Consider the following 23877-nt stretch of genomic DNA (forward strand, 5'->3'; position numbering starts at 1 on the left):
TGGCATGACAACGAGCCGCATGCGTGCCGCTCCGCGTCGGTCGGCCCAGTCGGCGATCTCGGGTTTCTCTCGGTCTCGAGCGCACTGCGGGGGTGGGTGCGCTTGCGGACCTTCTCATCGGCTGCTCCGGTCCTCCGTAATCGGGTACGGGGGACCGGAACCCTCTCTCTGACGTCGGTCGAGCGAGATTCCTCGTCAGCCCGCGGCGGTTGCGGCGGCCCGCTCCTCCGGCGAGTTCGGGGTCCATCCGAACCATCCTCCGTCCCCTTCGATCACACTCCAGTCACCGCAGGCGAAGACGCTCTCGGCCTCGTACGGGTCGGGGGCGTCGTCGAGCACCCACGAGGGAGCGGAGTACCGATCGACCTCGCGGCAGTCATCGGAGAGCGGAGAGTCGCTCGTGAGCAGGATGACGGCGTCCGCAGCATCCTCCAGTGTCGACGTCCTCAGCGCGATGTCGGTCGCATCGGCGGGAATCCAGGAAGCGTCCACCTCGGCACTCCTGTCGAAGGCGTTCGCGTCGTCGAACGTCGAGGTGGAGTACTTGTGGACGAGGCTGTCGTACGCGGAGCATCCGCTGAGAGACAGCAGCCCTGCGACGATCAGGGCGGGGGCGGCGAGGGCCGTTCGTGCGTTCATGCATACAGCCTCGCTGCGAGCGCTGGGCCGCGTCATCGGGCGAGGGAGGTATCGGCATCCGCCTGGAGGATGACCGCCCGCGACACGACCTTCGGCGATCTCGTTCGGTGCTCGGAGGCGAGGGGTGACACGTCGCGGCGGGGGCGTCAACCCCCGTACCTCTCGTCGGGGCTGTGGGGATCATCGAGGGATGGATACCGCAGTCGTCGTCGGAGCCGGGCCGAACGGTCTCGCGGGGGCGGTGACGCTCGCGCGCGCCGGCCTGCGCGTGCGAGTGTACGAGCGCGCGGACCAGCCGGGCGGGGGAGCGGCGACTCGGCAGCTGACGCTCCCCGGCTTTCATCACGACGTGTGCTCCGCGGTTCACCCGATGGCATTCGAGTCGCGGTTCTTCCGAGAGTTCGGGTTACGCGACCGGATCCGGTTCGTCACGCCCGAGGTCTCCTTCGCGCAGCCACTCGACGGTGGGCGCGCCGGCATCGCGTATCGCGACCTCGATCGCACGAGCGACGAGCTGGGGATCGACGGCAGGGCCTACGAACGGTTGCTCCGTCCGCTCGTCGAGCGTGCGAGCGACGTGGCCGGGTTCACAGGATCATCCCTCCTGCGTCTGCCCGACAGCCTGGGCACCCCGCTCGCCTTCGGACTGCGGTCTCTCGAACAGGGAACGCCGATGTGGAACGCCAGATTTCGCGGAGACGTCGCGCCTGCACTGCTCACCGGAGTCGCGGCGCACACGATCCTCGCTCAGCCGAGCATCGCCGGAGCGGGAGCGGGGCTCGCGCTCACCACGTACGCGCATGCCCAGGGGTGGCCGATTCCCGTCGGGGGCAGCCAGTCCATCATCACGGCGTTGATCGACGACCTGCGAGCGCACGGCGGCGAGGTCATCCTGGACCATGACGTCACCGATCTCGCCGACCTGCCCGCCGCGACGGTGACGCTCCTCGACGTCACACCGCGCGCGTTCCTCGGCCTGGTCGGCCGTCGGCTTCCGACGCGCTACCGCAGGGCATTGCAGCGCTTCCGCTACGGCGGCGGCGTGGCGAAGGTCGACTTCGCCCTCAACGGGCCGGTGCCCTGGCGGCATCCGGAGCTCGCCAGGGCCGGCACCGTGCACGTCGGCGGGACGCGAGCAGAGGTGGCGGCCGCCGAGAACGAGGTGAACCGCGGACGACTGCCAGAGCGCCCGTACGTGCTCGTCTCGCAGCCCTCCACGTTCGACGCGACCCGGGCACCCGACGGAAAGCACACGCTCTGGACCTACACGCACGTCCCCGCACGCAGCGACGCCGACCGTCGGGAGGCCGTGATCGCGCAGATCGAGCGCTTCGCTCCCGGTTTCCGGGACACGATCCTCGCGACACACTCGCGGAGCGCGGTCGAAGTCGAGCGCCACAACCCCAACTACCCGGGCGGTGACATCGCGGCGGGTGCGCCGAACCTCTGGCAGCTGTTCGCCCGGCCGACATTCAGCGCCGAGCCCTGGCGCACCCCGATCCCCGGGGTGTACCTCGCCTCCGCGTCGACCGCCCCTGGGCCCGGCGTCACGGGCCTTCCGGGATGGTTCGCGGCGCGCACGGCGCTGCGACGCGAATTCGGCATCGCGGCGGCGCCCGACCTCGCACCACACTGACCTCGGCGCCGCGCCGATCTGTCAAGGGGCGCAGTGATGCGCTGCGTCACCTCCTACTGTCGCCGCATGCGACGAGGACGGAAGAGCGACAAGCGACAGGTCGTGGTGATCACCGGCGCCTCGAGCGGGATCGGTCGCGAGACGGCCCGGCGCTTCGCGCGCAGGGGAGCTCGTGTCGTGGTGGCGTCGCGGCGCGCGAGCGCCCTGGAGAGCGTCGCCGCGGAATGCCGCGAGCTCGGTGGCGAAGCGTTGGTCGTGCCGACGGACGTGACGGATGAGGCAGCGGTGAAGGCGCTCGCCGCGGCCGCGATCGCGGCGTTCGGGCGCATCGACATCTGGGTCGGCAACGCGGGCGTCTTCGCGTACGGGCGCTTCGAGGATCTGCCTTCGGACGTGTTCCGACAGGTGATCGAAACCAACCTCATGGGCCAGGTGCACGGGGTGAGGGCGGCGCTGCCGCATCTCCGGCGCCAACGCGCCGGAACCCTGGTCCTGGTCGCGTCGCTGTACTCCCGGGTGGGGTCACCGGCCATCTCCCCCTACGTCACGAGCAAGTTCGCAGTGCTCGGTCTCGCCGAATGCCTGCGGCAGGAGCTTCGCGGCTCCCGGATCCGGGTGCGGGTTGTGCTTCCGGCGACGACAGACACCCCCGTGTTCCGACATGCGGCGAACTACAGCGGGCGGAAGGTCCGACCGTTGCCGCCCGCGGTGTCGCCGACCCGGGTCGCACGGGCGATCGAACGAGCGCCGCGCCGACGTCGACACAACGCCTTCGTGGGGCGGATGCAGACCGGCACCCTGCTCGTGCACGACTTCGCACCGCGGGTGTTCGACGCGCTCGCGTCATGGCAGGTCGAGCACATTGAGCTCCACGGCAGCCAGCCGGAGAACTCTTCGGGAACGGTCTTCTCCCCGCCGGCGGCAGCAAGTCCGACGACGGGCGGCTGGCGCTCCAGGCCGCTGCGCGGCGCCGTCGTCGGCACCGGCATCGTGGCAGCGGTCGCGCTGCTCACACGCCGACGGACCTCATGAGTCCGGCTCGCGCGCGGTTCCACCCCTCACCGGCGCAAAGCAAAACCCCCGCCATGTAGAAGCTAGGCGAGGGTTTCTAGAACCATTGTAATGATGGTCCTTGTGGCTCCGACGGGCGTCGATCCCGTGACTTCACGATTCTCGGGGAGGGGTTGTCAGGGGTTGTCGCGGAATAGCGGATGTTGTAGATATGCGAGCAGCAGAATGACCCGTTGAATGTAGAGGGTCTGCCGATTTTTCAACGCCCTCATAGGCTGACGGGCGCATCTTCACGTAGGCCTTGAAGGCTTCGTCCGTGAAGTTGTAACCCGCGGCTGCTGGGCGCTACGTCTTAGCACTTGTCCGTGCTCCGCCTTGGTGAGATGCCCAACATAACGTCGCACGCACGTTCCGCTCTACGTCGCTGCGCCGGTCGTCTTGCGCGGAGTCGATCCGAATCAACATGCCGGCGCAGCACAAGGCTCGACGAGGTTGACGGAGAGATAAAGAGCGTTGTCCTCCAGCCTGGCCGCGAGGCAGAGAGTCTTGACTTGGAGCGCGCTCCAACCTGAATCATGAGCTCATGCACACTACAACTAGCAACTCCGGCCTCGTGCTGGGAGCCATGATGTTCGGTACCGGGGTGGGGGAGAGGGATGCCTTCGCGCTTCTCGACCGATTTGTCGACCGAGGGGGCGTCTGGATAGACACCGCAGATTGCTACTCGTTCTGGGCGGACTCCAGTGGACTGGGAGGACAGAGCGAGCGCCTGATCGGTCGTTGGCTTCGAGCTCGGCCGGGGATGCGCGACCGCGTCAAGATCTCGACGAAACTCGGAGCTCAACCGGCAGCGCCGGGATCCTGGCCGGAACACCGAGCGGGGCTATCCGCCTCTGCAATCCATAAGGCGTTCGACGGCAGCCGCATGCGTCTCGGGGTGGAGAACGTCGACCTGCTTTGGATCCACCAGGAGGACCGGGCAGCGTCGCTCGAGGAGACCGTGAGTGCACTGGGCGAGTTGACTGTTGCAGGAGTCGTCGCGCGGGTGGGCGCTTCCAACCATCCGGCGTGGCGGGTCGAGAGCGCACGAACTCTCCAGGCGAGCCTCGGCTTCAGCGAATTCGATGCGCTACAACACAGCACGAGCTACCTGCTACCGCGACCAGGCACCTTGCCGCCGGGAGTCGTGCACCGTTTCGGTCCTCTGAGCGACGAGCATCGTGATCTCGCGGTGGAGCGAGGAATGGAAGTCTGGGCGTACAGTCCACTTCTCTCCGGCGCTTACGACAACCCGGACAAGAGCGTGCCAGACGTGTACGATCAGCCGGGCAATGTCGCACGGCTGCGGATTCTCGGCGACGTCGCATCCGAGATCGGCGTGACGCGCGGGCAAGTGGTGCTGGCGTGGCTGCTAGCGAATGGCGTTCACCCAATCCTGGGAGGCAGCAAGCTTTATCAGCTCGATGCCGCGCTCGAGGCCGCGACCCTTCGGCTCCCCGCTGATGCGCTACGTCGGTTGAACTCGGTCGACCGGACTCCCTGGTCCGACCCGTACAACAAGATCACATCGGAGACTGGTGGTCGGTCATCCGCTATGGGAACGTTGTCCGAATGAACTCTCCGAAGTTGGCAACGGCGACGATGACGATGACAATCGCTGAGGCAAGTGCAAGTTCCGGTGTCGCGCCGGATGCATTGAGGTACTACGAACGGGAACGTATCATCGGGCCGATCTCGAGGGATGCGGCCGGACACAGACGCTTCACCTCGTCAGATATTGCTTGGATTGGCGTCGTCACCTGTTTGCGAGATGCAGGGCTCGGCATCTCCGACCTGCGTGTCTTCGCGAAAATATTGGACGCCGAGACTGCACCGGCCGACCGCATGGAGTTTCTTCGGGATCGGCGAGAGGCGCTTCAGGCTCGGAGAGATGGACTCACTCGAGCATTGTCAGTGCTCGACGACAAGATCGAGTACTACGGTGCGCGGCGTTCCTTCCCAGCATCGCCGGTTTGATAGCGCCTCCTGAATCGTCAGCGGGCGGAGGGCGGGCCCGAGGCAGCGTGCCGTTCACGGCCCACGCCTTCGAACCATCGCGGGTCGGGTTTGAGCACACCATGAGCCGTCCCCGTCAGCCGGTGCCGATGATGTCGGACCCACATGCGTGATCTCTGGTGCCTCCCTTGACCGGATCGCACGACCGGAACTCCGGACATGACCCGTGAAGTGCAACTGGAGCGTTGCGTCTAGGAAGGTCCATGTGCAACACTGCAATTGCACATTACGGAAGGGCCACTATGACCAGGTACACGAAAATCAGGCACCCGCGCGCCGTGCTTGCAGTCCTATTCGCCGGCGCGTTCACTATGGGCTGCGCGGAGATGCTTGTGGTTGGGATGATCGATCTGATTGCCGTCGATCTCAGCGTTCCGCTCGCCGATGCGGGTGGGCTCGTGACTGCCAACGCCCTCGGCCTTGCGGTAGGCGGTCCGATCCTTGCCTTTCTCTGCACGCGATTTGACCGACGCCATCTATTGATCGTGTCAAGCGCGGTCTTCTTCGCGGCGAACCTCTTGCCAGCGCTCTTCGCCGATTATCCGGTATTCCTCATCGCTCGCGTTGTAATCGGTGCCGTCCAGGGGCTCTTCATTGCCGCAGCGATGGTTACGGCGACCTCGGTGGTCGCCCCCGAGCGGTCAGGTCGTGCGATGTCGATAGTCATCTCGGGGTTCGCCACTGCCAGCGCGCTCGGCCTCCCGCTCGGCACTCTGCTCGGTCAGGCGATTGGTTGGCGAGGAGCGTTCTTCGCGGTGGTTATCGCGGCAGCCATGATTCTGGTTCTCGTCACGATCCTGCTGCCGTCCGTGCCGACTGAGGCGGGCAGTGGCGCCGTCGGTCAGGCTCGTCATGCGTTCGCGCCCCGAGTGATCGCCGTACTCTCGGTGAGCTTTCTCACCTTTGCGGCAATGCTCGCTGCGATTACCTACCTTGTGCCACTGCTTAGCGAATCGGCGGGCGTGGACGGTCCGGTCGTCACCGTCTACCTCCTCCTGTACGGCGTCGCGACCACGGTCGGCTCGTTCATCGGTGGACGCTTTGCCGATGTCAACGCCGCTCGGATGCTGATCATAGGCGCAGTGGGCGTCGCTGCCTCCCTCGTGCTGATGCTTGTTGGCGGCGGCAACCCGTGGATCGCCGCTCTCGCCGTACTCGGCATCGGTCTCCTCGGAATGGGAACGACGCCCTCGCTGCAACATCGAGTCGGCGACCTCGCCGGGCAGGGGGCACCGCTCGCTGCATCACTCCCGGCCTCGGCAGTCAATGCCGGCATCGCTTTCGGCGCGTTCGCTGGAGGCGCCGCAATCGACGGCGGGAGTGTCACCTTCGCTGTGGTCGCAGGTATCGTGCTTGCCATCGTAGCGATCGGGGCGGCCTGGGCGACCAGCGGCCTGCGCGTCACAGCCCCGGCATCCGCTCCGCTCACGTCAAGAGCCAGCGAACTATAGAGAGGACGATCATGGATAGCATGGCTGACGAAAACGCATCATTCATCGACGAGCGGCAGTTTACAGTTCGTCGGACGATCCGAATCAGTGCCTCGATCGAGAAGGTGTGGGCGGCGGTCACCGAGCCTGAGAACATCTCGCAGTGGTTCGGTCGTGCGAAGCTCGACAGCTTCAGCGTGGGGGCCACAGGCTCGCTGACCTTCCCTGGACAACACAGCATCCCGCTACGGATCGAGGCGATCGATGAGCCGCATCTCGTCTCGTACCGATGGAGCAACGATGGTGCGAGCGGTGAGTTTCCGGTCGAGGTCGACGAACGCTCCACGGTCTTCACCTTCACGCTCGAACCACTAGCTGACGGCACCCGATTGACTGTCGTGGAGACCGGGTTCGATGCGACCTCGGATCCCGCGGCGAACATGGAGTTCCATCGTCAGGGGTGGGACAGCGAGCTTGACAAACTCGTCGCGCTGGTCGAACGCGCGTGACCCTCGACGTGCTGGTCCCCGTGTTTGCTGCTCTAGGCGACGAGACGCGATGGAACATCCTCGTAGCGCTAGGCGAAGGTGATGCATCGGCATCCGCTCTCGCCACCCAGCTGCCAGTGACTCGGCAGGCGATTGCACGGCATCTCACGGTGCTGCAGGAAGTCGGCCTTGTCGAACCGGTGAAGGTCGGGCGAGAAGTGAAGTTTCGCGTGATCGGCGCGGAACTTCGCTCGACGGCTCAGAGGCTGGGGGCGCTCGGCGCGCAATGGGACCGCCGCCTCGCTGCGATCAAGGAGATCGCGGAGGGGCTGTGACCGCCTCATCATCGACGTGCTTCGTCGCATAGACTTGCGCGCAACTTGACCATGGGCGACAATTGTGTGAGGGTTGCACAGTAACCTTTGAGTGACGCTGCGTTGCATAATCCCGCAAAAGGTCACCCCGGAAGAAGAGCATCCAAATGAATCTGAAAGAGACAGCGAGCGCGACATCCGTGGCGCAAGCGCTCGCGACGCAGCCGGAACTTCACACTGCCAGGCTCACCCTTCAGCAGCTGGGCCCCCAGCATATCGACGGCGTTCTCTCGGCTCTCACCGACGAGGAGGCCATGCGGTCGACCGGTACGCATCGAAAGTTCTCCCGCGGGGAAGTTCTGCGGCATCTTGAGGGCCTTCCCGGGGCTGGCGATCGGGCAGACTTCGCGATCTTCGACGACGCCGGCGCATACCTCGGCGAGGTTGTGCTGAACGATCTGGACGTGGGCAACCTGTCGATGAACTATCGGATCGTTCTCGCCGGGGCCGCTGCTCGGGGCCGGGGCTACGGAACGGAGGCCGGCCGGGCCGTCACCGAATGGGCGTTCAAGATCGGGATTCACCGTGTGTATCTCGACGTCTATTCGTTCAACGTTGCCGCGCGACGGTCATACGAGAAGATCGGCTTCCAAGTCGAAGGGCGGGCCCGGCACACGCTTCTCTGGAACGGCGAATGGGCGGACTCCACGTTGATGGCGATCTTATCAACGGATCCATTGCCCTCGATCGGCTGACGCCGCTCACCGCTGAGTCAAGAGGCGACGATCCACGGGTATTCCGGTGCGCTCGCCGATCGCCCCTGCCAGAGTTCGAGTGCCCGCTCCACCCGGATAGGTCCAAGAAACTCTCCGATAGTGCGACGCGCTCGGCTTGCGTGAGCGTTGAAGGGACGATCGGCAGTTCGGCAAGCGATGGGTCTCTGTCGAGTGCGCGTGAGCAGTATACCGCGGCGACCCGGCTTCCCTTTCGGCTGCTGCGCGCGTCAGCGCCCGCGCGATGCGCCGGCCTCCAATCCGAGCACAATCCGGTCCAGTCCAAATGCGAAGTTCTGGTCCCCGGTTGAGTCGGATGGCTCATTGTAGGAGCCCTCGCGAAAAAGCAGTGCGACGCGGTGCAGACCTCGGGCCTCCAGAAGACGCGAGACGACCCCGGTGATGTCGGGCGACGGATCTGTGTCGTCGTTGCTCCACGCAGAAAGGTCCCGCTGTGTAAGGAATTGCTCCCGAACGTAGCCGTCAAGAAGGACGGCCGTCCGCAACACATCATCTCGTGGGATGGGGCTCGAGTCGAGCGCGATGAGTAGTGCCTCGAGCCAGCCGAGGGCGTGCGGTGTGATCGGCACGGACAACGTGAGATCGGCGAGCCACGGATGGGCCGCATAGCGCAAACGCAGAAGCAGAGCCCATCGCTTTACGGCTTCCTGCCAGGGGAGCGTCGGATCTGGTGTCGGTGGTTCGGCGAGCGCATGCTCGCGAAGGAGCACGTCGAGCTCTTCCCGCGACTCGAGATACCGATAGAGGGCATTCGGGGTGACCTCGAGTGATGCAGCGAGCTTTACGAGGGAGACAGCTGCCATGCCGTCGGAATCTGCGAGCAGGACCGCACGCGTAACGATCTCGTCGATTGAGAGTGACGCGCGGCGGCCGCGAGTTCCCGGTGCCGGATGATCGCCCCAGGCTCGGCGCAGGTACCTCGGCAACGCGCCCCGTTCTTCAGATGTCACGCTTCAAGCGTATCGACAGCGCGGCGGAAAGTCAGCTATTGTTCATGGGTCACACAATTAAGCGAAACGAGGATTCCGTGGGACCACGCGCTACGACCTCCGACTCTGGTCGCCCAGGTTTGGCGATCGAGCTGACCGGGATCGAGAAGGTGTTCGACACCGGCTCGCGTCCGTTTGCGGCCCTGCGAGGCGTGGACCTCGCGATCAGAACGGGATCGTTCGTCGCGATCATGGGGCCCTCGGGATCGGGCAAGAGCACTCTGTTGCACTGCGCTGCGGGTCTCGACACCCCCACCGCCGGGAGCGTATATCTCGAGGGACGTCCGCTCGCCGGACTGTCGGAAGACGCGCTCGCGAAATTTCGGCGCCGGCACGCCGCCTTCGTGTTTCAGGCCTTCAACCTTCTGCCTACTCTGACGGTACAGCGCAACGTCGAACTCCCGATGCTGTTATCCGGCGACAGAATCGACCGCCAGGCGGTCGCTGACGCGATCAGACGGGTCGGCCTGGACGACCGCGCGGATCGGTTGCCGGGGGAGCTCTCGGGTGGCCAACAGCAACGGGTCGCGATCGCACGAGCCCTTACCAGTCATGCGGAGGTGATCTTCGCCGACGAGCCGACCGGAGCGCTCGACACTGAGACAGCCGCAGAGGTGCTTCGTCTGTTGAGGGCGGCAGTGTCGGAGCACCGCCGTACCGTTTTGATGACCACGCATGACCCGATCGCTGCTTCGACCGCCGACTACGTAGTGATCGTCGTTGATGGTCGCATCGCCGCCACGATCGAATCCCCGACCCCCGCCCGTGTTGCATCGACTCTCAACGAGGTCGCTGGCTCAAGGATCACACGCTGATGTGGGCTTTGGCGCTCACCTCCATCGTCCATCGGACCTCGGCCTTCATCGCGGTCTTTCTGGCGGCGCTTCTTGGGTCCACCTTGCTGCTTGTAGCCGGGAGTTTCTTTGAGACCGGTATCCGTCTGTCGGCTCCGACGACCCGTTTCACCGAATCTGACATGCTCGTCATGGGGGCTCCTGACTATGTCATGCTCACCGAGGATGGCTCCGAAAGTACGGATCTGAGACCGTTCCCCGAACGGCACCGAGTCGAGGAGAGCGCTGTCGACAGCGTCGCTGGTGTGAATGGGGTCGAGTCGGCGTCTGCTGTGCTGCTTATCGATGCACAAATTGGGGTCGAGAACGGGCAGGTCCGTCCGGTCACCGTGCAGAACTCCGCATCTGCGGCCGCGGGACCCTTCGCGGAGGTCGAAGGCGTCCTGCCGCGCAACGACAGCTCGATCGCGATCAGTGAATCTCTTGCCGAGGATCTATCGGTTGGGGTTGGACAGCAACTGCAGCTCACGCTTGCGGGCACGGCATCCGACTACACGATCGACGGCGTGGTTGGAGCGGCGGCGTCGCCGGACGCGGTGTTCGTCACGGAAGGGACGGCTCGACAGGCCGCCAGATCACCCCTGATCGATGCCGTTCACGTAGAGCTGGAGCAGGGTGCCGATGCAGGCCGGGTTCGCGAAGACATCCACAAGACGCTCTCCGGCGTCGTGGTGCTGGAGGGACCCTCCAAGGGTGCCGCGGAAGATAACGGAGTGTTCGCCTCACGCTTGCCGGCAATTGTCACGGGCGCCGTCTTCGCCGGCATCGTGCTGGTCGTTCTCGCCACTGTCATCTCCGGCACGGTGTCGCTTTCCGTCCACCAGCGTGCGCGCGAACTGAGCTTGCTCCGTGCCACAGGTGCTACCGGTCGTCAGGCCTGGAGAATGACGGTCATCGAAACCATGGTGGTCGGATGCCTTGGTGTACTCGTCGGTGTAGTTGTCGGAATCCCCACGTCTCATGCGGTGTTCAGTACGGTGTCGAGTCTGGGTCTCTTCGCGCCCTCGCTGCGTCTCGAGGTCGGACTCATCCCGGCCGCTGCAGCCATCACCGCCCCTGTTATCGTGCTGTTCCTGGCTGCGGCGTCCGCAGCGCGGCCAGTTCGACGTGCCAGGGCGATCGACGCGCTCCGCGAGGCAGACGTCGCACCGCGGCGGCTGGGAATCATCCGCTTCATTCTTGGCGTGATCTTCGCGCTGGGTGCGATCGCTCTCGCTATCATCAGCCGACTCATGCCGCCGGCTCTCATCACGGCGACGTCCGGACCCGCGGTCCTGGCCGGGAGCATCTCCGCTGCGCTGCTCGCGCCGATGTGGTTGCGAGCGGTCAATGGTCTGGTGCGTCGACCGGTCCGCGGTGCCTTCGGTTCCCTCGGATCTGTGGCATCCGACAGCGTCCGGATCCGGGCGGCTCAGTTGGGTGCGGTAACGGCGTGCGTCGCTCTCGTGATCGGCATCGGGGTCGGGAACCTCGCCTCCCAGAATCTCCAACAGAACGCTGCCACAACCGCCGCTGTTGCTCCCCTGAGAGGGGACGTCGTGCTGCACGTGCAGGGCCGAGCTGCAGAGATCGCTGACCGAGCGGCCAACCTCCCCGCAGTTGAGGCAGCAGGCGTGCTCGTGTCGAGCGGAGGATGGATCGAGGAACCGTACGACGCATCGCACCCTGATCGTCCCTGGACCTTCACCGGTATCAGCTCCGCCGCCGTGTTGGATTACACATCGAAGCAGGGGTCGCTGGACGATCTCACAGGTAAAACGCTCGCGCTTCCTGCCCACATCGCCGAGCAGATGGGTGTAGCCGTGGGGCACGAGGTCCGTGTGCGATTTGGAGACGGAGCGGCCGAAGCGCTACGGGTCGTTGCGACCTTCGACGATCGGGTTGGCTATGAGCGAGTCCTGATGCCTGCCGACCTCCTTGCAGGTCACACGACCACCCGTGCTGCCTCCACCGTCCTGGTCGCGGCTGCTGAAGGAGTGAGTCCGGCCGATCTCGATAGCGCTCTCCGCGAGGCGTTCGCCGCTGATGGACTCGTCGATTTCGTCAATCCGCGTGAAATCGGCAGGATCGCCGCGCCCGGGTCGCAGACACAAGTGATCATCAACGGCCTGATGGTGGCGATCACCGTGGCGTACGCGGCGATAGCGGTGATCAACACCCTCAGCGTGACGATTCTGTCGCGTCGGCGTGAACTCGCCCTGATTCGTCTGAGCGGCGCTACGCGGCGACAGGTCATGCGAATTCTCACCATCGAGAGCGCGATTCTCGCCGTCACGGGCGCTGTACTCGGATTGGTCGTCTCCCTCGGAGCGATTGTGCCGTCGGCCCTCGTCGTCGGCGAGTCACCCGTCTCAGCCGGGACCGGGTGGGTCGTCGGAGCGTTCTTGATTGCTGTCGCTGTACTGGTCGTTCCCGTCACGTTCGGGACCGGCCGCCGGGCCACGAGGGGGCGGCCGGCCGCTGACAGTTTGGCTCCGGAGTGAGCACCATCTCCGATGTCGCGCATCGCGCGGGAGTGTCGAAGTCTACGGTGAGCCGCGCGCTCAATGGCCATCGTTACGTCTCAACAGAGATCCGCGACCGGGTGGTCCGGGTCGCAGCGGAACTGGGTTACGTCGCTGATTCGTCGGCCGCGAGCCTCGCGTCCGGGCGCACGCGGATGATCGGGTTGCTCACCTCGAGAATTGACGGTTGGTATGAGGCGGAGGTCACTACCGGGGTTCAAGAGTTTCTGATCGAGATCGACCACGATCTGGTCCTGTTCTCCGGGGAAGACACCGCAGGCTCGCGCGCTCGGCTGTTCCGTCACGCGCTCCCTCGACGCCGACTCGACGGGGTGATCCTGGTGGGGACGTGCCCCTCCCCATCTGAGACCACCGATCTCGCGTCTTCTGGCGCGGCAATCGTGACGGTGGGAACGCGAACATCGGCAGCTCCGTCGGTTGGCATCGACGAAGCCGCGGCCGGAAGAGCCATTGCGGAGCACCTGATCTCGCTCGGGCATCAACGGATTGTCTTCGTCGACTCGTCAACCATGTCAGCAGGCGCATCGGCGCGAACCGCGCGTGCCCAGGGGTTCAAGGCGGCGATGCGATCGGCGGGCCTTCCCGCACGCCTTCGCTCGGTTCGCGGCTCGGATTGGACACAAGTCGGATTCTCTGCATTTCGAAGCGCCCTCGATAGCGATACGCTACCGCCTACAGCAATCATCGGTGCATGTGATGAACTCGCGCTCGCGGTGCTCGCCGCCTCGCGATCGACAGTCAGTGAAATCCCCGATCTCAGCGTGGCCGGAATAGACGGGCACCCCCATTCCGCGCTCTTCGATCTCACCACCGTTCAACAACGGCCACGATTGCAGGGCTACGAAGCAGCTCGTCATCTCCACAACCTTCTTACGGACCCACGTTCCCCTGTGCTGCACGTCACTGCGGACGCCCGGCTAGTGGCGCGTGGCTCGTCATCGCCGCCGCCTCAATTCCCAAACTCATGAAAGAGAAGGACGAGCTCATGAACACTCACCTCTACGACGTCACCGTCACCTGGACGGGAAACCGTGGAGAAGGAACCAAATCGTATCGCGGGTATGACCGCGATCACGAGATCACTGCCGAAGGTCGCGAGCCTATTGCCGGTAGTTCAGATCCATCCTTCCGGGGCGATCCGACGCGCTGGAATCCCGAGCAGTTGCAAGTGGTAGCACTCTCGCAGTGTCACATGCTCTGGTACCTCCACCTCGCCGCGACCGCTGGCGTGATCGTCCTGGACTACACCGATGACGCGCGGGGCGTAATGGCGCTGAACCTTGACGGCGGCGGCCAGTTCGTTCAAGTCGTTCTCCGCCCCACGGTGACCGTCAGCGCGAATAGTGATATCGAAACCGCCCGACGCCTCCACCTCGAGGTCCCGGCCAAGTGTTTCATCACGCGCTCGGTCAATTTCCCGGTACTCCACGAGCCGCAGATCCTCCGGGCGTCCGCCAAGCCTTGAAATCATGCGCCGATCGGCGCTGACGAGTATTTGACCTCTGTTCGCGCCTCGATGCTGTCCTGGTCTGTTGATCGAAAACTCCTGGCATTCCACCCGTCGTTGTCGGCCGGGAGCGAGAACTGCCGTGGGTTCAAATCCCACCATCACCGCCATGGAAGCCCCCGAGAAATCGGGGGTTCTTCCGTGTCCGGGGTGGAGCGTGGTGCATCCGACCGAGAAGTCGATGAGGGTAACTCCACTTCCTGTGGCGACCATGGCAATGCTGGAGCGGCGTCGCGACCGCCTGGCCGAGTTCACGACTGCGCTCTTCCCGACTGTGCGCATGGACTTGAGGGACCTTCGAACACGCAGCGGGAGATTCGGGAGAGCCGAGAGGATCTGGGCTACCCCGAGCTGTCGACTCACTCGTTCCGCAAGACGGTCGCGACGATCCTCGACAGGGCGGGGTTGTCCGCTACGGAGATTGCGGACTACCTCGGCGACGAAGACCCAAGCCTCACGATGGGGACCTACATGAACACCTTGAAAGGCGGGGCCAGGCCGGCGAGGATCCTTGAGGAACAGCTCAAGGGCCTGTCTTGAAAGTGCGGGGTTTTCGCGGGGTGTCTGACTGTTAGATCGTCTTCCGCGCAGGGCGTCAACCACGCCAGGGCAAAGCAAAACCCCCGCCATGTAGAAGCTAGGCGAGGGTTTCTGGACTGATTGTAATGATCAGCCTTGTGGCTCCGACGGGCGTCGATCCCGTGACCTCACGATTTTCAGTCGTGCGCTCTACCAACTGAGCTACAGAGCCGTGCGACCGGCGAACCTGTCGCATCTAGACGAAAGGCCCTCTCCGAGAAAAGGACCAATCGCACAGAGCGACCCTGACGGGACTTGAACCCGCGACCTCCGCCGTGACAGGGCGGCACGCTAACCAACTGCGCTACAGGGCCATACTTGTTTTCAATTGTATCGGATGGAGTGACCCCAACGGGATTCGAACCCGTGCTACCGCCGTGAAAGGGCGGCGTCCTAGGCCGCTAAACGATGGGGCCGAAGTCTGTCCCGGGGGACTTCCTTGCCGACGCTCAAGCATAAGGGATCGTTCAGGCAAATTGCGAATCGAGGGCGCGCCGCCCACGTCCCGGGCGTGTTCGGTAGGACGATGGGAGGCGCTGAGCTGCGCCCGCGCTCCGATCTGCATCTGTTGCTGGTGTGACGGTTGTTGTTAGTGTGGCATCTGTGAAACCGGCGGAAGGGGCCGCGTGAACGACAAGCATCTCCCCCAGGATGCGGGCCTTTTGGCGTCCGACGACTGCGGCTGCGCGCCCACGTCGGCCGAGAGCCGTGCCTTCTGGTCGAAGGATTCCGTCAGTCGGCGCGGAGCGCTCGGGTTGGGTCTCGGCGCTCTCGGCGTCGTCGCGCTCAGCGCGTTCGGCATCGGCGCGACGACCTCCGCCGCCTACGCCGCGACGTATCCCAGCTGGGACGACGTGCAGCGCGCCATGAGCAATCAGAACGCGAAGGCGGCTGAGGTCACACGTATCGAGGGCCTGATCCAGTCGCTCACGCAGAAGGTGGCCGACACGCAGGCCGCCGCCGAGCTGGCCGGTGCCGAGTTCGACGCGGCCCAGCAGGCGTACTTCGACGCGATCGCGGCCGCCGACGCGCTGCAGGCGCAGGCCGACGCGCAGGCGCTCGCCGCCGACGAGGCCACGCGCAAGGCGGCTCAGCTCGCCGCGCAGCTGTACCGCAACGGCGGGGACGACACGGCCCTCCAGCTGTTCTTCTCCGAATCGGCGGACGACGCCGACGACCTGCTGTCCCGACTCGGGTCGATGGACAAGGTCTACCAGTACAACCAGACGATGTACGACAACGCCGTCGCCGCCCGGAACTCGGCCCAGTCGCTGAGCGACCAGGCCAAGGTGGCGCGCGATGAGCGCGATCGGCTGCAGCAGATCGCCGAGCAGAAGATGATCGCCGCCCAGGAGGCGGCAGCGGCCGCTCAAGCGGCTCTCGACGAGCAGACCACGAACCTCGCCACGATGCAGGCACAGCTCGCCGCACTCAAGGACCAGACCGCGACGACGGTCGCCGGCTACCAGGAGGGCGTCCGCGTCGCCGAAGAGGAGCGCAAGCGGCGCGAGGCGGCCGAGGCCGCCGCAGCTGCGGCCGCAGCGGCGGCGAACGGCGGCGGTGGTGGCGGAGGCACCGGCGGATCCCCGGGGTCCGGCGGCTGGGTTCGCCCGCAGGGAGGGCACCGCAGCGCGGGATTCGGGCCGCGACCGAAGCCCTGCGCAGCGTGCTCCGGATACCACTACGGCGTGGACCTCGCCAACGGTTGCGGTGCTGCCATCTACGCCGCCCAGTCAGGCACCGTCGACTACGCCGGCCCCAGGGGCAACTACGGCAACTACATCCGCATCCAGCACGGCGGCGGGGTCGCGACGGGCTACGCGCACATCCGCGACGGCGGCTTCGCCGTGCGAAGCGGTCAGTGGGTGAACTCGGGTCAGGTCATCGCGTACGCCGGCAACACCGGCGCGTCCGTCGGATGCCACCTCCACTTCGAGGTGTACATCAACGGCGGGTACACGAACCCCATCCCCTTCATGGCAGACAGAGGCGTCTCGGTCTGAGGCTCGACGCCCTCAACGAACAAGACCCCCGGCCGCTGCGCGGACCGGGGGTCTTCTCGTCGTGAGAGACGGCGCGGGGTCAGTGGCCCTGCTCGCCGAAACGAGCGATCGCCTCGTCGAGGATGCGCTGCGCCTCGGCGGCATTGCCCCACTCGTCGACCTTGACCCACTTGTTGGGCTCGAGGTCCTTGTAGTGCTCGAAGAAGTGCGCGATCTCCTTCTTCGTGTACTCGGCGATGTCGTCGATGTCCTGGATGTGCGCCCAGCGCGGGTCCTTCGACAGCACGGCCACGAGCTTGTCGTCGCCGCCGGCCTCGTCGCTCATCTTGAGCACGGCCACGGGACGCACCTCGACGACGACGCCCGGGTAGATGGCGTGATCGAGCAGCACGAGCACGTCGAGCGGGTCGCCGTCCTCGCCGAGCGTGTTGTCGAAGTAGCCGTAGTCGGCCGGGTAGCCGAAGGTCGTGTAGAGCACGCGGTCGAGGTGCACTCGTCCCGTCTCGTGGTCGACTTCGTACTTCACGCGGCTGCCGCGCGGGATCTCGATGACGGCGTCGTGTGCGCCCATGCGTGTGCTCCTCAGAAAAGACGGGTGGATGCCGCGGACCAGCCTACCCGCGAGCGGCATCCCGCCGCCGGACACCGCGATCGATCAGGCGTGTGACGAGCCCGGTCGCGAGCAGGAGGAACAACCCGGCGTAGCTGTGGTCGGGGAGGAGCAGGGCGATCGCGAGAGCGATGGCGAAGAGGATGATCGCCGACAGGTCCCCGATCACACCGGCCCGCAGGGTCGACGGCGACGCGGTAGTGAGACTCGGGTTCCTCTGCAGATAGAGCCACGCGCCGAGGGTCGTGACCTGCGTGAGGATCAGCGTCCCGATGTACACCAGGGTCTGCAGTGCGTCGGTGGCCATCTGGCCGATCATCGCGGTCGGCACCGGCAACCAGACGATCGTCACCATCCACGCGATGTTGATCCACAGCAGGGGACCGGTCATCCACTCCACGGCCCGGTACTGGTTGTGGTGGCCGATCCAGAAGGTCGCGATCAGCACGAAGCTCAGCGCGAAGCTGAGGAGCTGCCCGGAGTGCTCGGAGAAGAACTCCGCGGTCGTGAGCGTGCCGGACGCCGCGTCCGACACCGCCTCCATGAGCGGCAGGATCAGCAGCGTCATCGCGATCGCCACGACCGCGTCGACGAACGCGGTGAAGCGCTCCGGTCGGAACCTCGACGAGTCATCAGCCACGGCGCCAGACTAGAACGCGCGGCCGCGGCCACGCGAGAGGCGGGCGCCGTGATCTACCGTGGAACCGTGCCGTCGCTCCCACCCGTCATCGCCGAGATCCGCCTCGCCGTGCGCACCGCGCTCGCCGACCTGCCCGAGGGCTCGACCGTCGTCGTCGCCCTCTCCGGCGGCGCCGACTCCCTCGCCCTGGCAGCGGCGACCGCGTTCGAAGCGCCGAAGCTCGGTCTGCGAGCAGGAACGCTCACGGTCGATCACGGGCTGCAGGAGGGTTCGGATGCCGTCGCCCGGCGCGCGGCCGAGGCCGCAGGAGCGCTCGGTCTCGGCGCCCTCGTCGTGCGCGTCGAGGTCGGTGGGGAGGGCGGGCCGGAGGCCGCGGCACGTGATGCCCGCTACCGAGTCCTCGCAGATGCGGCGGCGGATGCCGGTGCCGCGGCCGTGCTGCTCGGGCACACGCTCGACGATCAGGCCGAGACCGTGCTGCTCGGACTGGCCAGGGGGTCGGGTGCAGCGAGCCTGCAGGGCATGGCGCCGGTGCGTATGGACGACGAAGGACTCCGTTGGATCCGGCCGCTGCTGGGCGTGCGCCGCGAGACGACGCTCGCGTTCTGCGCGGCATCCGCTCTCGAGGTGTGGGACGACCCGCACAACGCCGATCCGCGGTTCGCCCGGGTGCGGGTACGCGATCGGGTGCTGCCGGTGCTCGAGGCGGAGCTCGGGCCCGGCGTCGCGGAGGCGCTCGCTCGCACCGCGGAGCAGCTGCGTGAGGACGCCGAGGCGTTCGACGCGATGATCCACGAGACGATCGAGGACATCGTCGAGCACGCCGAGGCGGGCATCTCGGTGAGCGCCGCCGCGCTCGCCGCGAACCCTGCCGCGCTGCGCAACCGCATCATCCGCCTCGTCGCCGACAGCGAGTTCGGTGCCAGCCTCACCCGCCTGCAGACCGTCGAGGTCGCGCGCCTCGCGACCGACTGGGCGGGTCAGGGCCCGATCGATCTGCCCGGATGCTCCGCGCGACGCATCGGCGGGCGGATCGTGTTCACGGCGCGCTGAGGTTCTCCTACTTCTTGCCGAAGAGTCCGCCGAGGACACCGCCGAGCAGGTCGCCGATGCCGCCCGAGCCGCCGGAACTCGAGCCGCCGAGCAGTCCGCCGATCACATCGCCGAGACCTCCGCCGCCCGACTGCGTCTGACCGCCGGCGGTGGTGTCCTTGCTCTTCGTCGCGTTCGCGATGAGTCCCATGACGATCGGCGCGAGGATCGGCAGCAGCTTGCCGAAGTCGATGCCGGCCGTCTCCTCCGACTCGTTGAGCTTCTTCGTGACCTTCTTCTCGTCGGCGCCGAGGATGTGCGAGACGATCTTGCCGCCGTCGTTCTGATCGATGTCGTCGACCCGCTTGACGCCGGTCGAGCCCTCGTGACGCTTCAACGCGTTCTCGATGGCGGACGATCCCTCCGACGTCGAGGCGTTCCTGGCGAGCCCGCTGAGCAGCACCGCACCCCCCTGCTCGACCGCGGCCTTGGCCTCGTCGTGCGAGACGCCCAGCTTCGCTGCGACGTCGTCGATCGGGACCTGCTTGAGGATGTCGTCGAGAGCCATCAGGGATTCCTTCCGTCAGGGGCGGTCGCCCGTGTCACGGCCCAGGGTAGTGCGCGCCGAGGACGAGCGGGGAGGGGGTGGACAGGGCCGTCGGCCTGAGCATCCGCCTTCGTCGCCTAAAATCGATCCATGCGCGCCGCGGAGATCCAGGACGACCTTGCACAGATCCTCGTCACCGAGGAGGAGATCGTCGCGAAACTGGACGAGCTGGCCGCCCAGGTGGCCGAGGACTACGCGGGTAAGGATCTCATCCTCGTCGGAGTCCTCAAGGGCGCCGTGATGGTGATGGCGGACTTCGCGAGGGCTCTGCCCTTCCACGCGCCCATGGACTGGATGGCCGTGTCGAGCTACGGCGCGAGCACGAAGTCGAGCGGCGTGGTGCAGATCCGCAAGGACCTCGACACCGACCTCAACGGCAAGCACGTGCTCATCGTCGAGGACATCATCGACTCCGGCCTCACTCTCAGCTGGCTGCTGGAGAACTTCGGATCGCGCGGCGCCGCGTCGATCGAGGTGCTCGCACTGCTGCGGAAGCCGGAGGCCGCGAAGGTCCACATCGACTGCAAGTACGTCGGCTTCGACATCCCCACCGACTTCGTCGTCGGGTACGGGCTCGACTACGACGAGCGCTACCGCAACCTGCGGGACGTGGCGGTGCTCGCGCCGCACGTCTACTCCTGAGAGGTCACCGCGTTTCGTCTCGCTGCGCTCGCTCAACGACCGAGGTGGCGGAACCCGTACGCCGTGGGTGAACGCACAGCGGTCACCTAGGGCTCGCGCGATACGCTGATCCGACCATGGATGTCAAGAAGCTCACGCGGAACCCGCTGATCTACGTCGCTCTGATCGGTCTGCTGCTGTTCGGCGGATTCCTGCTGATCTCGAACCTCGGCGCCCCCAGGCAGATCACCACCCAGGAGGGTCTGGAGCTGCTCGCCGGCGACACCGTGGCGGAGGTCGTGACGACCGACGGCGACCAGCGCGTCGACATGACGCTGTCGAAGGCGTTCGAGGGCTCCGAGAAGGTCCAGTTCTACTATGTCGAGGCGCGCGCCGACGAGGTCGTCACCGCGATCAACGCCGCCGACCCGAAGGACGGCTTCAACGACAGCGTGCCACGTGCGACGTGGTTCGACGGCATCCTGTCTCTGCTCCTCCCGCTCGTACTGCTCGGCCTCCTGTTCTGGTGGCTGCTGTCGTCGATGCAGGGCGGTGGCGGCAAGGTCATGCAGTTCGGCAAGTCGAAGGCGAAGCTCGTCAACAAGGAGACCCCGACGGTCACCTTCGCCGACGTCGCCGGTGCCGATGAGGCGATCGAGGAGCTGCACGAGATCAAGGAGTTCCTGCAGGACCCCGCGAAGTTCCAGGCCATCGGCGCCCGCATCCCGAAGGGCGTGCTGCTGTACGGCCCTCCGGGAACCGGAAAGACCCTGCTCGCCCGCGCCGTCGCCGGCGAGGCCGGTGCACCGTTCTACTCGATCTCCGGATCGGACTTCGTCGAGATGTTCGTCGGCGTCGGCGCCTCGCGCGTCCGCGACCTGTTCAACCAGGCCAAGGAGAACGCGCCGGCCATCATCTTCATCGACGAGATCGACGCCGTCGGCCGTCACCGCGGCGCAGGCATGGGCGGCGGCAACGACGAGCGCGAGCAGACGCTCAACCAGATGCTCGTCGAGATGGACGGCTTCGACCCGAACGCGAACGTCATCGTGATCGCGGCGACGAACCGCCCCGACATCCTCGACCCGGCGCTGCTGCGCCCAGGCCGCTTCGACCGTCAGATCGGCGTCGACGCCCCCGACCTCAAGGGTCGTCAGAAGATCCTCGAGGTGCACAGCAAGGGCAAGCCGCTGTCGAAGAGCGTCGACCTCGAGGTCGTCGCCCGCAAGACCCCCGGCTTCACCGGCGCCGACCTCGCGAACGTGCTCAACGAGGCCGCGCTGCTCACGGCCCGCTCGAACGCCCAGCTGATCGACAACCGTGCGCTCGACGAGGCGATCGACCGCGTCATCGCCGGTCCGCAGCGTCGCACCCGCGTCATGAAGGACCGGGAGCGCCTCATCACGGCGTACCACGAGGGCGGTCACGCGCTCGCCGCGGCGGCGATGAACTACACCGACCCCGTCACGAAGATCACGATCCTGCCCCGCGGCAAGGCGCTCGGCTACACGATGGTGCTGCCGCTCGACGACAAGTACTCCGTGACGCGCAACGAGCTGCAGGACCAGCTCACCTACGCGATGGGCGGCCGCGTCGCCGAGGAGATCGTCTTCCACGACCCGACGACCGGCGCCTCGAACGACATCGAGAAGGCGACGTCGATCGCCCGCAAGATGGTCATCGAGTACGGCATGACGACCGAGGTCGGCCCGGTCAAGCTCGGCTCCGAGGGCGGCGACATGTTCGTGGCCCGCGACATGGGCCGCGGCCGCGAGTACTCCGAGAAGGTCGCGGAGCGCGTCGACACCGAGGTGCGCGCGCTCATCGAGCAGGCCCACGACGAGGCCTACCAGGTGATCAGCGACAACCGCGACATTCTCGACCGCCTCGCGCTCGCGCTGCTCGAGGAGGAGACCCTCGACCACAATCAGATCGCGGAGATCTTCACCGAGGTGCGGAAGCTGCCCGAGCGTCCGCTCTGGCTGTCGAGCGAGGATCGCCCGGTGTCGGACGTGCCTCCCATCGAGGTGCCGAAGAAGGTCGTGCCGGTCGCCGCATCCGTCGAGGAGCCGTCCGTCGCGCCCCGCACGCAGCAGGGCCCGTCGACCGCGACCAACCCGCGCCCCGCGACGGCCTGACCGTGAGCGTCGACAGGACGCGTATCGAGCGGCTCACCCGTGAGCTCCTCGAGGCGATCGGGGAAGACCCCGACCGCCCGGGGCTCCGGCAGACGCCCGCGCGCATGGCCGACCTGTACTCGGAGTTCTTCGCCGGCGTCGGCGAGGATGCCGCTGCGCCCCTTGCGCGCACCATCAGCGTCTCGCGTGGACCGGCTCCCGACACGCTTCCCTCCGGCGCGGTGCTGCTGCGCGACATCCGCTTCCGGTCGGTGTGCGAGCACCACCTGCTGCCGTTCGCCGGGCACGCGCACATCGCCTATCTCCCGGGCGAGCAGGTCGTCGGACTCGGAGCCCTCGTGCGGGTCGTCGAGATCCTCGCCACGCGCCCGCAGGTGCAGGAGCGCCTCGGCGAGCAGATCGCCGACGTCATCGCCGAGAACCTCGACGCCCGCGGCGTGCTCGTCGTGCTCGACGCCAGCCACGGCTGCGTCACGATGCGCGGCGGACGACAGCCCGAGGCGTCGACCCTCACGATCGCCGCGCGCGGCGAGTACACCGACGCCGTCGTCCGTGCGGAGCTCATCGCCCTGATCGGCGCATCGACCGGAGCGGCGCGGGCATGACCGGCATCTGGGGCATCGTCAACGTGACGCCGGACTCGTTCAGCGACGGCGGACGCTACCTCGAGGTGGACCGGGCCGTCGAGCACGGTATGCGGCTGCGCGCCGAGGGAGCCACGGTGCTCGACGTCGGCGGCGAGTCGACCAGACCCGGTGCCGAGCGCGTGGGCGCCGAGATCGAGCAGCAGCGAGTGATCCCCGTGATCGAACGGCTCGTCGAGGCCGGAGTGCCCGTGAGCATCGACACGATCAACGCCGCTACGGCCGACGCCGCGGTGCGGGCAGGAGCACGGATCGTCAACGACGTGTCGGGCGGCCTGGCCGATCCCGACATGCGCGGCGTCGTCGCGGCATCCGGAGCCGACTACGCGATCGGCCACTGGCGCGGCTTCTCCGACGACATGTACGCGCGGGCCGAATACCACCGCGTCGCCCGCGAGGTCGCCGGCGAGCTCCAGGAGCGCATGGGGGAGGCGGCCGCGGCGGGCATCGCGCCGTCTCGCATCATCCTCGACCCCGGCATCGGGTTCGCGAAGGCCGGGGCGCAGAACTGGGAGGTGCTGCGCGGACTCGACGAGATCGTCGCGCTGGGTCCCCGCGTGCTCGTCGGCACGTCGCGCAAGCGGTTCCTCGCCGACACCCTCCAGGCCGACGAGGACGGCTCGGTCAGCGAGAGTCGGCGCGACCTCGCGACGGCCGTCACGAGCGCCCTCGCCATGCGCGCCGGAGCATGGGCCGTGCGCGTACACCACGTCGAAGCCACACGCGACGCCCTCGCCGTCGCCCGCGCCTGGGAGGGCTGA

Annotated in this window: 23 protein-coding genes and 3 tRNA genes; 18 read left to right on the forward strand and 8 right to left on the reverse strand. The window is 66.4% G+C overall.

All coding sequences use genetic code 11. The features are described 5' to 3' along the window. Positions 1-195: 195 nt before the first annotated feature. Positions 196-639, reverse strand: coding sequence for a hypothetical protein (locus AUC47_RS00265; RefSeq protein WP_096713243.1), 444 nt, complete (start codon positions 637-639; stop codon positions 196-198). Positions 640-829: 190 nt separating this feature from the next. Between AUC47_RS00265 and AUC47_RS00270 the strand changes: the two genes are divergently transcribed. From AUC47_RS00270 to AUC47_RS00305, 8 genes are all read left to right on the forward strand, one after another. Continuing rightward, a complete protein-coding gene (locus AUC47_RS00270) occupies positions 830-2275 on the forward strand; it encodes a phytoene desaturase family protein (RefSeq protein WP_096713244.1) in 1446 nt (481 codons plus the stop codon). Between the two features lie 66 nt (positions 2276-2341). Further along, complete coding sequence (locus tag AUC47_RS00275; RefSeq protein ID WP_179297464.1) at positions 2342-3307, forward strand: SDR family oxidoreductase; 966 nt, start codon at positions 2342-2344, stop codon at positions 3305-3307. 562 nt (positions 3308-3869) lie between these two features. Beyond that, a complete protein-coding gene (locus AUC47_RS00280; protein ID WP_096713246.1) occupies positions 3870-4901 on the forward strand; it encodes an aldo/keto reductase in 1032 nt (343 codons plus the stop codon). Then, positions 4898-5302, forward strand: coding sequence for a MerR family transcriptional regulator (locus tag AUC47_RS00285; protein WP_256999373.1), 405 nt, complete (start codon positions 4898-4900; stop codon positions 5300-5302). Before AUC47_RS00280 ends, AUC47_RS00285 begins: the two co-directional genes overlap by 4 nt. Before the next feature lie 242 nt (positions 5303-5544). Beyond that, positions 5545-6792 (forward strand): MFS transporter, encoded by a 1248-nt coding sequence (locus AUC47_RS00290; protein ID WP_256999374.1) that lies wholly within the window; start codon positions 5545-5547, stop codon positions 6790-6792. 20 nt (positions 6793-6812) lie between these two features. After that, a complete protein-coding gene (locus AUC47_RS00295) occupies positions 6813-7280 on the forward strand; it encodes an SRPBCC family protein (RefSeq protein ID WP_256999375.1) in 468 nt (155 codons plus the stop codon). After that, positions 7277-7594: an ArsR/SmtB family transcription factor gene (locus tag AUC47_RS00300; protein ID WP_256999376.1), complete on the forward strand. Its 318-nt coding sequence runs from the start codon at positions 7277-7279 to the stop codon at positions 7592-7594. The genes AUC47_RS00295 and AUC47_RS00300 overlap by 4 nt, the downstream gene beginning before the upstream one ends. A gap of 146 nt (positions 7595-7740) precedes the next feature. Beyond that, the gene (locus AUC47_RS00305) at positions 7741-8328 is read left to right on the forward strand and encodes a GNAT family N-acetyltransferase (protein ID WP_096713249.1); all 588 of its coding nucleotides are present in this window, start codon (positions 7741-7743) and stop codon (positions 8326-8328) included. Positions 8329-8576: 248 nt separating this feature from the next. On the opposite strand, the gene AUC47_RS00310 is transcribed toward AUC47_RS00305, so the two are convergent. Next, positions 8577-9317 carry a TetR/AcrR family transcriptional regulator gene (locus AUC47_RS00310; protein WP_143740676.1) on the reverse strand — a complete coding sequence of 247 codons (741 nt, stop codon included), beginning with the start codon at positions 9315-9317 and terminating at the stop codon, positions 8577-8579. A 119-nt stretch (positions 9318-9436) separates the two neighbouring features. Here AUC47_RS00310 and AUC47_RS00315 point away from each other — a divergent pair, with 119 nt between their 5' ends. Genes AUC47_RS00315 through AUC47_RS00330 form a run of 4 tightly spaced genes read left to right on the forward strand, consistent with a single transcriptional unit; the run spans position 9437 to position 14200 of the window. Then, positions 9437-10171 (forward strand): ABC transporter ATP-binding protein, encoded by a 735-nt coding sequence (locus AUC47_RS00315; protein WP_256999377.1) that lies wholly within the window; start codon positions 9437-9439, stop codon positions 10169-10171. Beyond that, positions 10171-12693 carry an FtsX-like permease family protein gene (locus AUC47_RS00320; RefSeq protein WP_096713251.1) on the forward strand — a complete coding sequence of 841 codons (2523 nt, stop codon included), beginning with the start codon at positions 10171-10173 and terminating at the stop codon, positions 12691-12693. Before AUC47_RS00315 ends, AUC47_RS00320 begins: the two co-directional genes overlap by 1 nt. Further along, positions 12690-13703: a LacI family DNA-binding transcriptional regulator gene (locus AUC47_RS00325; protein ID WP_096713252.1), complete on the forward strand. Its 1014-nt coding sequence runs from the start codon at positions 12690-12692 to the stop codon at positions 13701-13703. The genes AUC47_RS00320 and AUC47_RS00325 overlap by 4 nt, the downstream gene beginning before the upstream one ends. A 17-nt stretch (positions 13704-13720) precedes the next feature. Next, the gene (locus AUC47_RS00330) at positions 13721-14200 is read left to right on the forward strand and encodes an OsmC family protein (protein WP_096713427.1); all 480 of its coding nucleotides are present in this window, start codon (positions 13721-13723) and stop codon (positions 14198-14200) included. 720 nt (positions 14201-14920) lie between these two features. Here the strand turns inward: AUC47_RS00330 and AUC47_RS00335 are convergent. From AUC47_RS00335 to AUC47_RS00345, 3 genes are all read right to left on the reverse strand, one after another. Beyond that, positions 14921-14993 (reverse strand) — tRNA-Phe (locus tag AUC47_RS00335). A 68-nt stretch (positions 14994-15061) separates the two neighbouring features. Next, a tRNA-Asp gene (locus AUC47_RS00340) sits at positions 15062-15135 on the reverse strand. 29 nt (positions 15136-15164) lie between these two features. Then, a tRNA-Glu gene (locus tag AUC47_RS00345) sits at positions 15165-15237 on the reverse strand. 210 nt (positions 15238-15447) lie between these two features. Between AUC47_RS00345 and AUC47_RS00350 the strand changes: the two genes are divergently transcribed. Then, positions 15448-16824 carry a M23 family metallopeptidase gene (locus AUC47_RS00350; protein ID WP_179297465.1) on the forward strand — a complete coding sequence of 459 codons (1377 nt, stop codon included), beginning with the start codon at positions 15448-15450 and terminating at the stop codon, positions 16822-16824. 79 nt (positions 16825-16903) lie between these two features. On the opposite strand, the gene ppa is transcribed toward AUC47_RS00350, so the two are convergent. Further along, positions 16904-17395, reverse strand: coding sequence for an inorganic diphosphatase (ppa, locus tag AUC47_RS00355; RefSeq protein ID WP_096713254.1), 492 nt, complete (start codon positions 17393-17395; stop codon positions 16904-16906). Positions 17396-17438: 43 nt separating this feature from the next. Beyond that, positions 17439-18074 (reverse strand): TMEM175 family protein, encoded by a 636-nt coding sequence (locus AUC47_RS00360; protein ID WP_256999378.1) that lies wholly within the window; start codon positions 18072-18074, stop codon positions 17439-17441. 66 nt (positions 18075-18140) lie between these two features. Between AUC47_RS00360 and tilS the strand changes: the two genes are divergently transcribed. After that, positions 18141-19127: a tRNA lysidine(34) synthetase TilS gene (gene tilS / locus AUC47_RS00365; protein ID WP_096713429.1), complete on the forward strand. Its 987-nt coding sequence runs from the start codon at positions 18141-18143 to the stop codon at positions 19125-19127. A 7-nt stretch (positions 19128-19134) separates the two neighbouring features. On the opposite strand, the gene AUC47_RS00370 is transcribed toward tilS, so the two are convergent. Beyond that, the gene (locus tag AUC47_RS00370) at positions 19135-19674 is read right to left on the reverse strand and encodes a DUF937 domain-containing protein (protein WP_096713255.1); all 540 of its coding nucleotides are present in this window, start codon (positions 19672-19674) and stop codon (positions 19135-19137) included. Positions 19675-19803: 129 nt separating this feature from the next. On the opposite strand from AUC47_RS00370, the gene hpt reads away from it, so the two are divergent. The 4 genes from hpt (at position 19804) to folP (ending at position 23877) form a co-directional block, all read left to right on the forward strand. Next, positions 19804-20355 carry a hypoxanthine phosphoribosyltransferase gene (gene hpt / locus AUC47_RS00375; RefSeq protein WP_096713256.1) on the forward strand — a complete coding sequence of 184 codons (552 nt, stop codon included), beginning with the start codon at positions 19804-19806 and terminating at the stop codon, positions 20353-20355. Between the two features lie 116 nt (positions 20356-20471). Further along, positions 20472-22472, forward strand: a complete 2001-nt coding sequence (ftsH, locus tag AUC47_RS00380) for an ATP-dependent zinc metalloprotease FtsH (protein WP_096713257.1) — start codon at positions 20472-20474, stop codon at positions 22470-22472. A gap of 2 nt (positions 22473-22474) precedes the next feature. Then, the gene (folE, locus tag AUC47_RS00385; protein WP_096713258.1) at positions 22475-23077 is read left to right on the forward strand and encodes a GTP cyclohydrolase I; all 603 of its coding nucleotides are present in this window, start codon (positions 22475-22477) and stop codon (positions 23075-23077) included. After that, positions 23074-23877, forward strand: a complete 804-nt coding sequence (gene folP / locus AUC47_RS00390) for a dihydropteroate synthase (protein WP_096713259.1) — start codon at positions 23074-23076, stop codon at positions 23875-23877. Before folE ends, folP begins: the two co-directional genes overlap by 4 nt.

Source organism: Microbacterium sp. SZ1 (assembly GCF_002362255.1).
In the GTDB taxonomy this organism is placed as follows: Bacteria; Actinomycetota; Actinomycetes; order Actinomycetales; family Microbacteriaceae; genus Microbacterium.

Coding starts and splice junctions, on each gene's coding strand:
- AUC47_RS00265 (WP_096713243.1), bottom strand. CDS start 639: ATGAACGCACGAACGGCCCTCGCCGCCCCCGCCCTGATCGTCGCAGGG.
- AUC47_RS00270 (WP_096713244.1), top strand. CDS start 830: ATGGATACCGCAGTCGTCGTCGGAGCCGGGCCGAACGGTCTCGCGGGG.
- AUC47_RS00275 (WP_179297464.1), top strand. CDS start 2,342: ATGCGACGAGGACGGAAGAGCGACAAGCGACAGGTCGTGGTGATCACC.
- AUC47_RS00280 (WP_096713246.1), top strand. CDS start 3,870: ATGCACACTACAACTAGCAACTCCGGCCTCGTGCTGGGAGCCATGATG.
- AUC47_RS00285 (WP_256999373.1), top strand. CDS start 4,898: ATGAACTCTCCGAAGTTGGCAACGGCGACGATGACGATGACAATCGCT.
- AUC47_RS00290 (WP_256999374.1), top strand. CDS start 5,545: ATGTGCAACACTGCAATTGCACATTACGGAAGGGCCACTATGACCAGG.
- AUC47_RS00295 (WP_256999375.1), top strand. CDS start 6,813: ATGGCTGACGAAAACGCATCATTCATCGACGAGCGGCAGTTTACAGTT.
- AUC47_RS00305 (WP_096713249.1), top strand. CDS start 7,741: ATGAATCTGAAAGAGACAGCGAGCGCGACATCCGTGGCGCAAGCGCTC.
- AUC47_RS00320 (WP_096713251.1), top strand. CDS start 10,171: ATGTGGGCTTTGGCGCTCACCTCCATCGTCCATCGGACCTCGGCCTTC.
- AUC47_RS00330 (WP_096713427.1), top strand. CDS start 13,721: ATGAACACTCACCTCTACGACGTCACCGTCACCTGGACGGGAAACCGT.
- ppa (WP_096713254.1), bottom strand. CDS start 17,395: ATGGGCGCACACGACGCCGTCATCGAGATCCCGCGCGGCAGCCGCGTG.
- AUC47_RS00370 (WP_096713255.1), bottom strand. CDS start 19,674: ATGGCTCTCGACGACATCCTCAAGCAGGTCCCGATCGACGACGTCGCA.
- hpt (WP_096713256.1), top strand. CDS start 19,804: ATGCGCGCCGCGGAGATCCAGGACGACCTTGCACAGATCCTCGTCACC.
- ftsH (WP_096713257.1), top strand. CDS start 20,472: ATGGATGTCAAGAAGCTCACGCGGAACCCGCTGATCTACGTCGCTCTG.
- folP (WP_096713259.1), top strand. CDS start 23,074: ATGACCGGCATCTGGGGCATCGTCAACGTGACGCCGGACTCGTTCAGC.